Origin of the sequence: Halomonas sp. MCCC 1A11062, assembly GCF_021404355.1 — a bacterium.
Taxonomy (GTDB): Bacteria; Pseudomonadota; Gammaproteobacteria; order Pseudomonadales; family Halomonadaceae; genus Halomonas; species Halomonas aerodenitrificans.
On the sequence record NZ_JABFTW010000002.1, the window covers coordinates 111,394 to 125,019 of the forward strand.

General features: G+C 65.8%; 12 protein-coding genes. 2 read left to right on the top strand and 10 right to left on the bottom strand.

Annotated features, from left to right (window positions below; translation table 11 throughout):
* Positions 1–139 precede the first annotated feature (139 nt).
* From hflC to HOP58_RS03060, 9 genes are all read right to left on the bottom strand, one after another.
* Positions 140–1,024: a protease modulator HflC gene (gene hflC / locus HOP58_RS03020; RefSeq protein ID WP_234259506.1), complete on the bottom strand. Its 885-nt coding sequence runs from the start codon at positions 1,022–1,024 to the stop codon at positions 140–142.
* A complete protein-coding gene (gene hflK, locus HOP58_RS03025; RefSeq protein ID WP_234259507.1) occupies positions 1,025–2,278 on the bottom strand; it encodes an FtsH protease activity modulator HflK in 1,254 nt (417 codons plus the stop codon). It lies immediately after the preceding gene.
* A 147-nt stretch (positions 2,279–2,425) separates the two neighbouring features.
* Positions 2,426–3,742 carry a ribosome rescue GTPase HflX gene (hflX, locus tag HOP58_RS03030; RefSeq protein WP_026037979.1) on the bottom strand — a complete coding sequence of 439 codons (1,317 nt, stop codon included), beginning with the start codon at positions 3,740–3,742 and terminating at the stop codon, positions 2,426–2,428.
* Positions 3,743–3,750: 8 nt separating this feature from the next.
* Complete coding sequence (hfq, locus tag HOP58_RS03035; protein WP_010627317.1) at positions 3,751–4,002, bottom strand: RNA chaperone Hfq; 252 nt, start codon at positions 4,000–4,002, stop codon at positions 3,751–3,753.
* Between the two features lie 123 nt (positions 4,003–4,125).
* Complete coding sequence (gene miaA / locus HOP58_RS03040) at positions 4,126–5,064, bottom strand: tRNA (adenosine(37)-N6)-dimethylallyltransferase MiaA (protein ID WP_234253869.1); 939 nt, start codon at positions 5,062–5,064, stop codon at positions 4,126–4,128.
* 17 nt (positions 5,065–5,081) lie between these two features.
* Complete coding sequence (gene mutL / locus HOP58_RS03045; protein WP_234259508.1) at positions 5,082–7,010, bottom strand: DNA mismatch repair endonuclease MutL; 1,929 nt, start codon at positions 7,008–7,010, stop codon at positions 5,082–5,084.
* Positions 7,007–8,470, bottom strand: a complete 1,464-nt coding sequence (locus tag HOP58_RS03050) for an N-acetylmuramoyl-L-alanine amidase (protein ID WP_026037978.1) — start codon at positions 8,468–8,470, stop codon at positions 7,007–7,009. The genes mutL and HOP58_RS03050 overlap by 4 nt, the downstream gene beginning before the upstream one ends.
* A 20-nt stretch (positions 8,471–8,490) precedes the next feature.
* Positions 8,491–8,991 (bottom strand): tRNA (adenosine(37)-N6)-threonylcarbamoyltransferase complex ATPase subunit type 1 TsaE, encoded by a 501-nt coding sequence (gene tsaE / locus HOP58_RS03055; RefSeq protein WP_010627313.1) that lies wholly within the window; start codon positions 8,989–8,991, stop codon positions 8,491–8,493.
* Complete coding sequence (locus HOP58_RS03060; RefSeq protein WP_234259509.1) at positions 8,991–10,535, bottom strand: NAD(P)H-hydrate dehydratase; 1,545 nt, start codon at positions 10,533–10,535, stop codon at positions 8,991–8,993. Before HOP58_RS03060 ends, tsaE begins: the two co-directional genes overlap by 1 nt.
* A 100-nt stretch (positions 10,536–10,635) precedes the next feature.
* Between HOP58_RS03060 and queG the strand changes: the two genes are divergently transcribed.
* The gene (gene queG, locus HOP58_RS03065) at positions 10,636–11,736 is read left to right on the top strand and encodes a tRNA epoxyqueuosine(34) reductase QueG (protein ID WP_234259510.1); all 1,101 of its coding nucleotides are present in this window, start codon (positions 10,636–10,638) and stop codon (positions 11,734–11,736) included.
* Positions 11,737–11,889: 153 nt separating this feature from the next.
* On the opposite strand, the gene orn is transcribed toward queG, so the two are convergent.
* Positions 11,890–12,474 carry an oligoribonuclease gene (orn, locus tag HOP58_RS03070; RefSeq protein ID WP_234259511.1) on the bottom strand — a complete coding sequence of 195 codons (585 nt, stop codon included), beginning with the start codon at positions 12,472–12,474 and terminating at the stop codon, positions 11,890–11,892.
* An 88-nt stretch (positions 12,475–12,562) separates the two neighbouring features.
* On the opposite strand from orn, the gene rsgA reads away from it, so the two are divergent.
* Positions 12,563–13,597, top strand: a complete 1,035-nt coding sequence (gene rsgA, locus HOP58_RS03075; RefSeq protein ID WP_234259512.1) for a small ribosomal subunit biogenesis GTPase RsgA — start codon at positions 12,563–12,565, stop codon at positions 13,595–13,597.
* Positions 13,598–13,626 lie beyond the last annotated feature (29 nt).

Genomic DNA, 13,626 nt, shown 5'->3' on the forward strand with positions numbered 1-13,626 from the left:
GGTTCCGAAGGTAAAAAAGGCCCACAAAAAAACCGGGCCACGCCCGGTTCAAGGATTCTATCACGTTTGACGCCAGGTTGAACCCCGCCATGCGGGGGCAACGAGCGTCGGCCGGCCCGCGGCCGGCCGACGCTGCGGGTCACTCGTCGTTCTGGATCGCCGGGCTGCGCAGGTAGCGGAAGAAGTCGCTGGTCGGATCGAGTACCAGCATGTCCCGCTCGCCGTCGAAGCTCTCGCGGTAGGCATTGATGCTGCGCCAGAAGCTGAAGAACTCCGGGTTCTGGCCGTAGGCCTCGGAGAATATCGCCGCCGCTTCGGCATCCCCTTCACCACGCAGGGTCTCGGCCCGCTCGGTAGCCTGGGCCAGTAGTACCTGACGTCGACGGTCGGCGTTGGCGCGAATACGCTCGGCCTCTTCCTGACCCTGGGCGCGCCATTCGCGAGCCTCACGCTCACGCTCTGAGCGCATACGGTCGAAGACCGCAGCGGAAACGTCCTCGGGCAGGTCGATACGCTTTACGCGAATATCGACAATCGAGACGCCAAGTTCTTCACGCATCAGCGCATCGAGCTCCTGGGTCGGACGAATCATCAGATCGTCACGACGCTCGGCAATGATCTGTTGCAGATCCAGACGCCCGAATTCGTTACGCAGACTTTCGTCGACCCGCGGCTGGATGAGGCGAATCGCCATCATCTCGTCTCCGGCCGTCGCCTCGTAGTAGCGGGTGGGGTTGATCACCTGCCACTTGACGTAGGAGTCCACGATTACCGCTTTCTGTTCGAGGGTCAGGTAGCGGCTGGTATCGGTATCCAGCGTCAGTACGCGAGTGTCGAACTTGCGAACGGTTTGCGTGATCGGCACCTTGAAGTGCAGGCCAGGCTGGATGTTCTCTTCGATGACCTCACCGAAACGCAGCTTGACGGCACGCTCGGTCTCATCGACCACATAGAGGCTGTTGCTGGCCAACCAGGCCACGGCAGCCAGGCCACCCACGATGATCAAGGAACGGTTGTTCACCATTTAGCGGCCCTCCCTGCGGATACCACCGGTATTGCCACCCTGCGCCGAGGACGTCGTCCGCAGGCGTTCGAGCACACGTGGATCGAGCTCACCGCTTTCGCCACGTGCCGCCTCGCCGTTGCCCTCGCCACCACCGCTACCGCCACCGCCGCCAGGGCGCTGGTCGAGCGGCAGATACATCAGCGGGGCGTCGTCACGAACATCGATCAGTACCTTCGGCGTGCGTGCGAATACGTCGGCCATGGCATCGATATAGAGACGCTCACGCATGATTTCCGGCGCGCTGTCATATTGAACCAGCAGCGCGTTGAAGCGGTTGGCCTGACCTTGCGCTTCTGCCACTACCGACTCGCGATACCCCTGGCCCTGCTCGACCAGACGCTGCGCCTGACCCTGAGCGGCCGGAATGATGGCATTGGCGTAAGCCATGCCTTCGTTGATGGTCCGCTGACGATCTTCGCGAGCCCGGATCACGTCGTCGAAGGCATCGATGACGGGTGCCGGCGCCGAGGTCGACTCGATGTTGATGGTCTGCAGGCGAATCCCAGTGCCGTAGCTGTCCAGGTAAGTCTGCAGGCGACTCGCCACGGAGCTACCGAGGATTTCACGACCCGAGGTCAGAATCTCGATCATGTCCGTGCCGCCGACCACGTGGCGCAGCGCACTGTCCAGCGCATTCTCGATGGAGAGCTGCGGATTGCGCACGTTGAGTACGAAGTCACGCGGGTTGTTGACCTGATACTGAGCCGAGATCTCGACCTCGACGATGTTCTCGTCGCGGGTCAGCATCGCCTGGGTCTGAGTCAGTGAACGAACGCGGGTCACGTTGACCATGCGCACGTCGTCGATCAGCGGCGGGTTCCAGTGCAGGCCTGGGCCCACCACGGTCTGGAACTCACCGAAGCGCAGCACGACGCCGCGCTCGGCCTGGTCGACCAGGTAGAACCCCATGGCTCCCCAAATGCCCAAGGCTACCACCAGCAGCAGGCCGGGCAGCGCAAGGGTATTGCGCGGCTTTCCGCCCCCCTTGCCGCCACGACCGCCACCACCCTTGCCACCACGGCCGCCCAGCATGCCGTTGAGCTTGTCCTGAAACTTCTTCAGGGCCTCGTCAAGGTCGGGTGGCCCCTGATTACCGCCGCGGTTACCACCGCCACCGCCATTGCCATTGCCATTGCCATTGCCGCTACCGCGTCGCCCCCCACCGCTCCAGGGGTCATGCTGGTTGCCACCACCCGGCTCATTCCAAGCCATACGTCGTCTCCACTCTGCGTTGCCTCTCAATCGGCGTCACGGTCAGCCGTATTAGAGAAGCCGGTTGCCATCCTGTAGGGCGCCGGTAGGTTCCGCCGCCGTTATTTCTAGGGGAAGTCGATCCAGTCGATCAGGACACCGCAGTCGTCACGCATCCCATACTGGCCGCTCGTGCAGCTCGGACGGAAGATAGTCTTCCGCCCGCTCTCCCAGGCGAGCCATCAACTGCAGGAAATCACGGCGAGGCAGGCGCACGTCGAGCCGCACCTTGCCGCCTTCCTCGTAATGTTCTTCTTGTACGGCACCAAGCTCATGCATGCCTGCGCGCAGACGGCCCTGCTGCGGCGACAGCTGCATGCTGAACTCGATCACGTTATCCGCCAGACGCTCCGACAGCGCCTGGCCCAACAGCTCGAGCCCCCGCCCATCGCGGGCCGAGAGCCACACCACTTCGGGCCGACCCTGCCCGTCGCGCTCGATTCGCGGCGCACTGTCGAGCAGGTCGATCTTGTTCATCACCTTGAGCATCGGCACTTCCAGCGCACCGATCTCGTCGAGCACCTTCTCGACCTGCTCCACGTTGAGTTCGCGATCGGGATCGGCGGCATCGATCACGTGGACCAGCAGTGATGCTTCCGTTGCCTCCTGCAGGGTGGCCTGGAAGGCCTCCACCAGCTTGTGCGGAAGATGACGAATGAAACCTACCGTATCCGCCAATACCACCGGGCCGACGTCACCGACCTCCAGCCGCCGCAGGGTCGGGTCGAGTGTGGCGAACAGCTGGTCCGCCGCGTAGACCTTCGCCTCGGTCAGCGCATTGAACAGCGTCGACTTGCCGGCGTTGGTATAACCGACCAGCGACACGCTGGGAATTTCGGCTCGCTCACGGGCACGACGATTCTGGCTGCGCTGGCTGCGCACCTTGTCGAGCCGCTTGTGAATTGCCTTGATGCGCGCCCGCAGCAGGCGGCGGTCGGTCTCCAACTGGGTCTCGCCGGGCCCGCGCAGGCCGATACCGCCCTTCTGACGCTCCAGGTGGGTCCAGCCTCGCACGAGGCGGGTGGACATGTACTCCAGTTGCGCCAGTTCGACCTGCAGCTTGCCCTCGTGGGTGCGCGCGCGCTGAGCGAAGATGTCGAGTATCAGCCCGGTTCGGTCCAGCACCCGGCACTTGAGCTCCCGCTCCAGGTTGCGCTCCTGGGAGGGGCTCAAGCCGTGGTTGAAGATGACCAGCTCGGCACCGTGCACCTGCAGCGCCTCGCGCAGCTCCTCTAACTTACCGCTCCCGATGAAGGTACGCGAATCGGGGCGATGCCGGCTCCCGGTAAGCAACATGGCCGGGGCGGCTCCGGCGGAACGGACCAGCTCCAGGAACTCACCCGGATCCTCGCGCTCGCGATCGTCGTGAAAGTCCACATGAACCAATACTGCCGTTTCGCCGGCGTCGGGTCGTTCAAAAAACAATCAATACCTCACACGTTGCTGTCCGGCTGGGCCGCGGGATCCTGCGGCGGCAGCCGCACATTGCGCGAAGGTACCACGGTTGAGATGGCGTGTTTGTAGACCATCTGACTGACCGTGTTGCGCAGCAGAATCACGAACTGATCGAACGACTCGATCTGTCCCTGCAGCTTGATGCCGTTGACCAGGAAAATCGAAACCGGAATGCGCTCCTTGCGCAGGATGTTCAGGTATGGGTCTTGAAGGGATTGCCCTTTGGACATTTTACCTCTCCCTAAAACGTTCTCTTGAGGGGTGAAAGTTGTGTTCTTGGGTTGTCTGTCTCACGACATGACACCATGCCGGCTCGGCCTGGTCCCCCGGCCACTCGAAGCCATCATCTTACGCTAAGAGCCCGATTCACGCACGAATTTCAGGACTTGCTCCAGCGCCGACCGGTTCTGACTATCGACCCAGTGTAGCGCCGGCCAGCTGCGTAGCCAGGTCAATTGACGCTTGGCCAGCTGCCGGGTCGCCACGATGGTGCGGTAGCGCAGCTGCTCGACGTCACCCTGCCCGTCGAGGTATTCCCACACTTGACGATAGCCCACGCTCTTCATGGAGGGCAGGCCCGGGTGCAGGTCGCCGCGCGTACGCAGCGCCTCGACTTCTGCGACGAGACCGGCATCCAGCATGACCTCGAAACGCGCAGCTATTCGCTCGTGCAGCACGCGACGATCGAAAGGCGTGAAACCTATCGACAGCACTTCCCATGGGAAGGTTTCAGGACGTTGTCGACGCCACAGTTCGGTGAGGGTCGTACCGCTGGCGCGATAGACCTCCAGTGCCCGCATCAATCGCTGTGGATCGTTGGGGTGAATGCGCCGGGCTGCCTCGGGATCGACACGTGCCAGCTCCTCATGCAGATCCGCCAGGCCGCGCCGTTCGGCCTCTCTGGCCAGTTCGGCGCGAATGGCCGGATCGGCTGCCGGCAGGTTGGCCACCCCTTCGAGCAGCCGCTTGGCATACATCATGGTGCCGCCCACCAGCAGCGGGATACGTCCGGCTGCGGTAATTCGTCGCATCTCGCTACGCGCATCCTCGCGAAAATCCGCTGCCGAATAGGGCTCGGCCGGATCGCGAATATCGATTAGTCGATGCGGTGCGCGCGCCAGCTCCTGGGGCGAGGGTTTGGCGCTGCCGATATCCATGTCGCGGTAGACCATGGCCGAATCCATGCTGATCAGCTCGCAATCGAGCCGTTCGTGCAGCTCGATGGCCAGATCGGTCTTGCCGGCGGCGGTGGGACCCATCAGCAGAATGGCGAGAGGACGACGTTGCGACATCGGTAAGCGCTTCCTTACTACTGGCCGCGCAGGAACAGGCGGTCGAGCTGCTTGAGCGACATCTCGGTCCAGGTGGGGCGACCGTGGTTGCACTGGCCACTGCGCTCGGTGCGCTCCATGTCGCGCAGCAGCGCATTCATCTCGGCCACGCTCAGGCGCCGGTTGGCGCGCACGCTGCCATGGCAGGCCATGGTGGCCAGCAGCTCGTTGATACTGGCCTCCAGGCGATCGGAGCAACCGTAACGCTCCAGATCTCCTAGCATGTCGCGAATCAGGGGCTCGACGTCGGCATCGGCCAGCAGCGCCGGCACCTGGCGTACCAGCAGCGTCTCGGGGCCGGCCACGTCGAGTTCGACGCCCAGACGAGCAAACGCCTCGCGCTCGGCCTCGGCGGTGGCCACCTCCGCATGGCTCGCCGCCAGCGAGACCGGCACCAGCAGCGGCTGCGTCTGCAGCTCGCCGCCGTGGACCTGAGCCTTCATGCGCTCGTAGACGATGCGCTCATGGGCCGCGTGCATGTCGACGATGATCATGCCCTGGGCGGTCTGGGAAAGGATGTAGATGCCATGCAGCTGCGCGATGGCGAAGCCCAACGGAGGTATACCGCTGCCCTCTTCCACTACGGGCAGAGCCGGTGCCTGGCCCACACCAACGGCCTCCCGTACCGGCGGCGATGCCACGGCGGCATCCACCCCGGCCTCGGCCGGCTGCGGCGTCAGCAGGTGCTCCTCGTGCTCGGGGTGCAGCGCGCGATAGCCGTTCATGAAAGCGCGTACACGATCGGCCGTGACCCGCTCCGGCGACTCGCCCGTGGCATGCAGCGCCATGGGCTGCTGCTGCCAGCGCGGCGCGGGCTCGCGCACCTCAGCGGCATCGTCCTGCTCGGCTACAGCGTCATCGCCGTGGGCCTCGCGTTCCGCCGGGCGCGCCTCGGCCAGCGCCCGGTGCAGGCTGGAGAAGAGGAAGTCGTGCACCAGGCGGCCGTCGCGGAAACGCACCTCGTGCTTGGTAGGGTGAACGTTGACGTCCACCACCGTGGGGTCGACCTCGAGATAGAGCACGAACACCGGGTGCCGGCCATGGAACAGCACATCGCGATAGGCCTGACGAATGGCGTGGGCCACCAACCGGTCGCGCACCACGCGCCCATTGACGAAGAAATACTGCTGGTCGGCTTGGGCGCGGGAGTGGGTAGGCAAGCCGACCCAACCCCACAGCCGCAGCCCGCCGGCGGCCAGATCCAGGTGCAGGGCGTTGTCGAGAAAACTCTTGCCCAGCAGCGCGGCGATGCGGCGCTCGCGGCGGGTCGGGTCATCGCCAGCCGGCAACTGGTGCACGGTCTTCTGGTTGTGACGCAGCACCCAGGTGATGTCGTAGCGCGACAGCGCTAGACGGCGAAAGGCCTCTTCCACGTGGCCATATTCGGTCTTCTCGGTGCGCAGGAACTTGCGCCGCGCCGGGGTATTGAAGAACAGGTCGCGCACCGTGACCGAGGTGCCGCGAGGATGCGGTGCCGGAGTGACGCGAGGCTCCATCTGACGCCCCTCAGCCACCACGCGCCAGCCGCCGCGCGGGTCATCCTCGACGTTGGCAACGAGCTCGAGGCGCGACACCGAACTGATCGACGCCAACGCCTCACCGCGAAAGCCGAGGCTGGCCACGCCTTCCAGGTCCTCAAGCGAGGCGATCTTACTGGTGGCATGCCGCGACAGCGCCAGCGGCAGGTCCTCTTCGGCAATGCCGCTGCCGTCGTCGCGTACCCGGATCAGCCGGGCGCCGCCGGCCTCCAGCTCCACCTCGATTCGGCGGCTGCCGGCATCGATGGCGTTCTCGACCAGTTCCTTGACCACCGAGGCGGGACGCTCCACCACCTCGCCAGCAGCGATCTGGTTGGCCAGCCGGGGGTCGAGAACGCGGATACGCCGGGTAGCGTCGATCACCGTCATGAGCGAGGAATCCTCAACACCTGGCCGACGCGAATCACGTCACCGTTGATGTCGTTGGCCTGCTTGAGCTGCGCCACCGGCACCCCGTGACGAGCTGCGATCTGCGACAGGGTATCGCCGGGCTGGATGCGATACTCGTTACTGGAAGGCGTGCGTCGATTGTCGCGCTGCCAGGCGAGCAGGCTGGCCGGTGGCGGGTTGCTGCGGAAGTGCGCCTCGATGCCGGCGAAGATCGATTCGGCCAGCCGCTGCTGGTGCCCCGAGTCCCGCAGCCGGCGCTCCTCGTCGGGGTTTGAGATGAAGCCCGTCTCGATCAGCAGTGACGGGATATCCGGCGACTTCAATACCATGAAGCCGGCTTGTTCCACGCGTGAACGATGCAGACGGTTGACCCGGCCCAACTGGTCGAGCACCTGGCCGCCTATGGACAACGAGTCATTGAGGGTGGCGGTCATGGTCAGGTCGAGCAGCACACCGCGCAGCACCTCGTCCTTGTCGTTGAGCGAGAGATTGCCGTCGACACCGCCGATCAGGTCGGCTCGGTTCTCGCTGGCGGCCAGCCACTGGGCCGTCTCCGAAGTGGCACCGCTCTGCGACAGCGCGTAAACCGAGCTGCCGCTGGGTCGCGGGCTGTTGAAGGCGTCGGCGTGAATCGAGACGAAGAAATCGGCCTTCTGTTCGCGGGCGATGCGCGTGCGCTGGCGCAGCCCGACGTAATAATCGCCGTCGCGAATCATCACGGCACGGAAGCCTTCAGCACCATCGACCAATCGCTGCAGGCGGCGGCTGATCTCCATCACCACGTCCTTCTCGCGGGTGCCGCCGGGGCCGATGGCACCGGGGTCCTCGCCGCCATGGCCAGGGTCGATGGCGATGATGATGTCACGCCTCGGATGCGGTGCTGCCGGCTGTTGCGCCACGACTTCGGGGTCGATGCGCGGTGTTTCGCTGGCCGCTTCGCCGCGATGCCGGTTGGCCGCCATCTCCTGCTCGCGGATCATCGCCTCGATCGGATCAATGGGGTTTTCCACCGCGCTTTCACCCGGGTACTCCATGTCCACCACCAGACGATGCCCGTACTGATCGTTGGGCGGCAGGGTGAAGTGACGCGGTTCCACTTCGCGGGAGAGTTCCAGTACCACTCGCAGGCCGCTGCCGTCGCGCACGCCGCTTCGCACGGCAGTGATGGCGCTGCCTTGCAGGTCGAGCGAGGCGAGGTCGGTATCGAGCCGGCTCTGCTCGAGATCGATCACCAGCCGTCGCGGGTTGTCCAGGGTGAAGACGCTGGCCTCGGCCTGACCGGATAGATCGAATACCAGGCGCGCATGGTCCGGCGCCGCCCACAGACGAATATTGTCGACCTGAGCCGCCTGTGCGGGCATGGCAAAGCACAACGACATCAACAGGAGCAAGCCGAGTGCACCGCGCAACATGGCGCGTAGCAGCCCATCTTGGCTCATCGGCGAGGGTCGGGTGAACATCACGGCGTATCTCGCTCTTCAGCGCTGATCAGTTCGGCCAACGCCGCCTCCTGTCGCAGCACGTCGAGCGCTGCCCGGCCATGTGCGGTATGTGCTTCGAGTACTGCCTGGCGTCCGGCGCCGTGCAGCGACAGGGTCACGTTGACATCCGGCAACGGCAACCAGCCGCGGCCTCGGCTCGGCCACTCGACGACGCACAGAGCCTCTTCGGCGAACAGATCACGCCCACCGATGAACTCGAGCTCCTCGGGATCGCCCAGACGATAGAGATCGAAATGGTAAAGGCGGCCGCTTGCCAATTCATAGGGTTCGACCAGCGTATAGGTGGGGCTCTTGACCGCTCCGGTATAGCCATAGGCACGCAGGATGCCGCGGGTCAGCGTAGTCTTGCCCGCTCCCAACTCACCTTCGAGATAGATGCGGCCGCGCCCCTGCAGGGCCCTACCCAAGCATTGCCCGAAGACGACCTGACGGTCTTCGTCCACGAGTCTTATGCGCATCAACGGCCCCCTGACAACGAATGAAGCCCCGGCTCGAAATCGGGGTTGACGATAACTCGGGCATAGGATGCCAGATCGGCCGCCAGCAGGCCACGTTCCCCCGCGTCGCGTACGGCCATGTCGGCGGCCAGGGCATGTGTCATGACCCCGACTCTGGCAGCCGCTTCGAGAGGCAACCCCTGAGCCAGCAGCGCGCCGAGCACGCCGGAGAGAACGTCGCCCATCCCCCCCGACGCCATGCCGGGATTGCCGTAGGGGCAGACCGCCAGGCCGGCGGGCCCCGCCACCAGGCTGCCAGCCCCCTTGAGTACGACCACGCCACCGTAACGCCGCTGCAGCTCGCGCGCCGCCGCGGGACGGTCGGCCTCCACCTCCGCCGCACGACATCCCAGCAGCCGCCCCGCCTCTCCCGGATGCGGGGTCAGGATCCAATCGTCACGCCGCTGACCGGTGAAGTGAGAGGCCAGCAGATTGAGCCCATCGGCATCCACCACCAGCGGACGTGAAGCAACCAACGCCGCCTGCAGCATGCCCTGCCCCCAGGCCCCCTGCCCCAGGCCCGGCCCCACCACCAGCACGTCGGCCTGCTCCGGCAGCTGGCCAAGCTCGGCGGCACCGCGCAGGCCATGCACCATCACCTCAGGACGATAGGTCAGGCAGGCCGTGACATGCGCCGGCGCCGTGGCCAGGCTTATCTTGCCGGCGCCCAGTCGCGCCGCCGCCTCGCTGGCAAGCAACGCCGCACCGCCAAAGCCCGGGGCACCGCCCAGCACCAGCACATGGCCCATGACGCCCTTGTGGGCATCGCGGGCTCGCGACGGCAGCCACGCCTTGATCAGCTCCTGGTCGAGCAGCTCCGCCTCCGGCAGCAGGTCGGCATATTGGCGGGCATCGACGCCCAGGGAGCGAAAGTGGACCTCACCGACCAACGCAGGGGCGCGTCCGGTATGCAGGCCGACTTTGTCGCCGATGAAGGTGACGGTGCGGCTGGCCCGTACGGCCACACCGAGCTCCGCCCCAGTGTCGGCGGCAAGGCCACTGGGTATGTCGATGGCCAGCACCGGAAGCCCGCTGGCGTTGATCGCCTCGATGGCCTCGCGGAAAGCACCGCGCACCTCGCCGCTGAGCCCGGTGCCGAGCAGCGCATCGACGACCACCTCACCGTCGAAGGTGATACCCTGCCGCCAAGGCTCGCAGCCGACGCCGGCTGCCGTGGCCATCTCCGCGGCCCGTGCGGCATCGCCCTCAAGCTCCTCGAGGGGCTTTACGGCGATACGCTGCACCGCCACGCCTGCCACTGCCGCCAGCGCAGCCAGCACATGGCCATCGCCGCCATTGTTGCCGCCACCGCACAGCACGCTGAGACGCTTGATGCCGGGCCAGCGCGCCCTGAGGCTCTGCCAGGCGGCGGTGGCGGCGCGCTGCATCAGGGCGAAGCCCTCGATGCCCCCCGCGATGGTGCGCCGGTCGAGCTCACGCACCTGTTCGGCACGATACAACGGGCGCAGCGCGACCTGCGGTTCGCTTGAATGATTCCCGGACATCCCGTGTCTCCCTGCCGGCATTGCTTTATCATGGGAGTGTAAGCGCCGTGGCGCTTTCGCCAATCCCCCCGCTTCATTTTTGCCCGGTTTTTTCTCGATCATGACCCTTCCCGCGATCCTGGAAGACAGCGCGCTGGACCAGTTGGCCACCACCATCAAGACCTGGGGACGGGAACTTGGTTTCCAGCAGGTGGGCATCGCCGACGTCGACCTCTCCGAGGACGAACGTCATCTGCAGCGCTGGCTGGATGCCGGCTACCACGGCGAAATGGGCTTCATGGCCAAGCACGGCACCAAGCGCACCCGGCCCGAGGAACTGGTTCCCGGCACGCTGCGGGTGATCAGCGTGCGCCTGGACTACCTGCCGGCCGAGGTCGAGAGCGCCAAGGTGCTGGGGCAGCCGCAGACGGCCTATGTATCGCGCTACGCGGTGGGCCGCGACTACCACAAGCTGATGCGCAAGCGCCTGGCCACCCTGGCCAAGTGGATCGAGGACGAGATCGGCCCTTTCGGCTACCGCGCCTTCGTCGACTCGGCGCCGGTGATGGAGCGCGCCCTGGCACGCAAGGCCGGGCTCGGCTGGGTGGGCAAGAACGCCATGCTGCTCAATCCCCGGGCCGGCTCGCTGTTCTTTCTCGGCGAGCTCTACGTCGACCTGCCACTACCCGTCGACCCGCCCTTCGACAGCGAGCACTGCGGCAGCTGCAGCGCCTGCCGCACGGCCTGTCCTACCGGCGCCATCGTCGAGGACAAGGTGGTCGACTCCCGTGCCTGCATCTCCTATCTCACCATCGAGCTGTTCGGCGCCATCCCCGAACGCTATCGCGAAGCCATGGGCAACCGCGTGTTCGGCTGCGACGACTGTCAGCTGGTCTGCCCCTTCACCCGCTTCACCCGGGCAACGCAAGAAGAGGACTTCGCCCCGCGCCACGACCTGGATCGCGCCAGCCTGGTATCGCTGTTCGCCTGGGGCGAGGAGGAGTTCCTCGACAAGACCGCCGGTAGCCCGATTCGCCGCATCGGCTACGAGCGCTGGCTGCGCAACCTGGCGGTGGGGCTGGGCAACGCCCCCTGGAGCGAGAGCGTGGAGGCGGCCCTGCGCGCCCGCCTCGCCTACCCCTCCGACCTGGTGCGCGAACACGTCCGCTGGGCGTTGGAGCGACAGCGGGGGAAGCGTGACCGGCTGATAGCAAGCGCCTGATCGTGGTGACTGGAGCTGCTGCACAAGACGCCAACACGAGCGGCGCCGGGGACAGGTCGTAGCGGAGGTTTTTTTCCAGGGATGGCAAAAGTAGCGCCCAGGGACGGGTTCACAGCGCCTCCGCAAAGACCTGTCGACGGAATAGCCGCGGGATCACTCCTCCTCGTCTCGCTCGCTGCCGGCCAGGCGCAAAAAGGTATTGCGGTAGTGCGCCAGTTCCGCCAACGATTCGCGAATGTCGTCCAGCGCCTGGTGGGTGTTGCGCTTGCTGAAGCCGGCCAGCGCCCCCGGGTTCCAGCGCTTGGCCAGCTCCTTGAGGGTGGAGACGTCCAGATTGCGATAGTGGAAGAAGCCCAGCAGCTCGGGCATCTCGCGTTCGAGGAAGCGCCGGTCCTGGTGCACGCTGTTGCCGCACATGGGCGACGAACCCGGGGCGACGTAGGCCCTGAGGAATTCCAGGGTCTGCCGCTCGGCCTCGGCAGTATCGATACGGCTCTGCTTCACCCGCTCGACCAGGCCCGACTCACCGTGGGTCTTCTGGTTCCAGTCATCCATCGCCGCAAGCAGGCTGTCGGGCTGGTGCACTGCGATAACGGGCCCCTCGGCCACCAGGTTGAGTTCGTTGTCGGTAATCAGGGTGGCCACCTCGATGATACGCTCGCGCTCGGGGTCGAGTCCGGTCATCTCGAGGTCGATCCACACCAGCAGGTCCTCGCGTGGTGCGGCAGTGTTGGGCATCGGTCAGGCTCCAGAGTTGAAGGGCGCGGCAGGACAGGCCGGACCACGCTGGGTACAATGACGCTATTGTAACGATCTTCGGGCGCCCATGAGCAAACGCAAGTTGAGCCGTCAGCAGCGCTGGCGAATCGAGAAGGTACAGGCCGAGCGAGCCAAGCGCGCCGAGCAGCGCGACGTCAAGGACTCGCAGAAGCTCGCCGCCGGCGAATACGGCTCCGAGCGCCCCGGGCGAGTCATTGCCCATTTCGGGCGCACCCTCGACGTGCAGGAGGACGGCGACGGGCCGACGGTGCGCTGCCACCTGCGCGCCAATCTCGAGGGGCTGGTGACCGGCGACCGGGTCATCTGGCGCGCCGCCGAGGACGCCGAAGGCAACATCACCGAGGGCGTGGTGGTGGCGCGCAGCGAACGACAGAACGTGCTGGAACGCCCCGACGCTCGCGGACAGCTCAAGCCGGTGGCGGCCAACATCGACCAGATCCTGATCGTCTTCGCCGCGGAACCGGCGCCGCACCCCAACCTGATCGACCGCTACCTGGTGGCCGCCGAGGCCACCGGCATCGCCCCGGTACTGGTACTCAACAAGATCGACCTGCTGCCCGAGGACGGCGGCGAGCTGCGCGCCCTGCTGACCCGCTACGAGGCGCTCGGCTATCCGGTGGTGAGCACCACCACGGCCCGCGCCGAGGGCCTCGATGCGCTGCATGCGCGTCTGGCCGAGCGCACCTCGGTCTTCGTCGGCCAGAGCGGCGTGGGCAAGTCGTCGCTGATCGACCGGCTGCTGCCCGGCGAGTCGCTGCGTATCGGTGCACTGTCGAAGGATTCGCGCAAGGGCACCCACACCACCACCACCGCCCGCCTCTACCGGCTGCCGACGGCCGACGACGCCGAGCTGATCGACTCGCCCGGCATTCGCGAATTCGGCCTCGTGCATCTGAACGAACAGCAGGTGGCCGAGGGCTTCATCGAGTTTCGCGACCTGCTCGGTCACTGCCGCTTTCGCGACTGTCGCCACCGCCATGAGCCGGGCTGCGCCCTGCTCGAGGCCGTTGAGCGCGGCGACATTCACCCCGAGCGTTTTGCCAGCTACCGTCATATCGTCGATAGTCTGAGCGAGACCTGATTCGGCCGCATCGCGACAACGAGATGCAT

Bases quoted from the DNA above. Each gene is read 5' to 3' on its own strand.
- hflC (WP_234259506.1), bottom strand. From the start codon at position 1,024: ATGGTGAACAACCGTTCCTTGATCATCGTGGGTGGCCTGGCTGCCGTG.
- hflK (WP_234259507.1), bottom strand. From the start codon at position 2,278: ATGGCTTGGAATGAGCCGGGTGGTGGCAACCAGCATGACCCCTGGAGC.
- hfq (WP_010627317.1), bottom strand. From the start codon at position 4,002: ATGTCCAAAGGGCAATCCCTTCAAGACCCATACCTGAACATCCTGCGC.
- miaA (WP_234253869.1), bottom strand. From the start codon at position 5,064: ATGTCGCAACGTCGTCCTCTCGCCATTCTGCTGATGGGTCCCACCGCC.
- mutL (WP_234259508.1), bottom strand. From the start codon at position 7,010: ATGACGGTGATCGACGCTACCCGGCGTATCCGCGTTCTCGACCCCCGG.
- HOP58_RS03050 (WP_026037978.1), bottom strand. From the start codon at position 8,470: ATGAGCCAAGATGGGCTGCTACGCGCCATGTTGCGCGGTGCACTCGGC.
- tsaE (WP_010627313.1), bottom strand. From the start codon at position 8,991: ATGCGCATAAGACTCGTGGACGAAGACCGTCAGGTCGTCTTCGGGCAA.
- HOP58_RS03060 (WP_234259509.1), bottom strand. From the start codon at position 10,535: ATGTCCGGGAATCATTCAAGCGAACCGCAGGTCGCGCTGCGCCCGTTG.
- queG (WP_234259510.1), top strand. From the start codon at position 10,636: ATGACCCTTCCCGCGATCCTGGAAGACAGCGCGCTGGACCAGTTGGCC.
- orn (WP_234259511.1), bottom strand. From the start codon at position 12,474: ATGCCCAACACTGCCGCACCACGCGAGGACCTGCTGGTGTGGATCGAC.
- rsgA (WP_234259512.1), top strand. From the start codon at position 12,563: ATGAGCAAACGCAAGTTGAGCCGTCAGCAGCGCTGGCGAATCGAGAAG.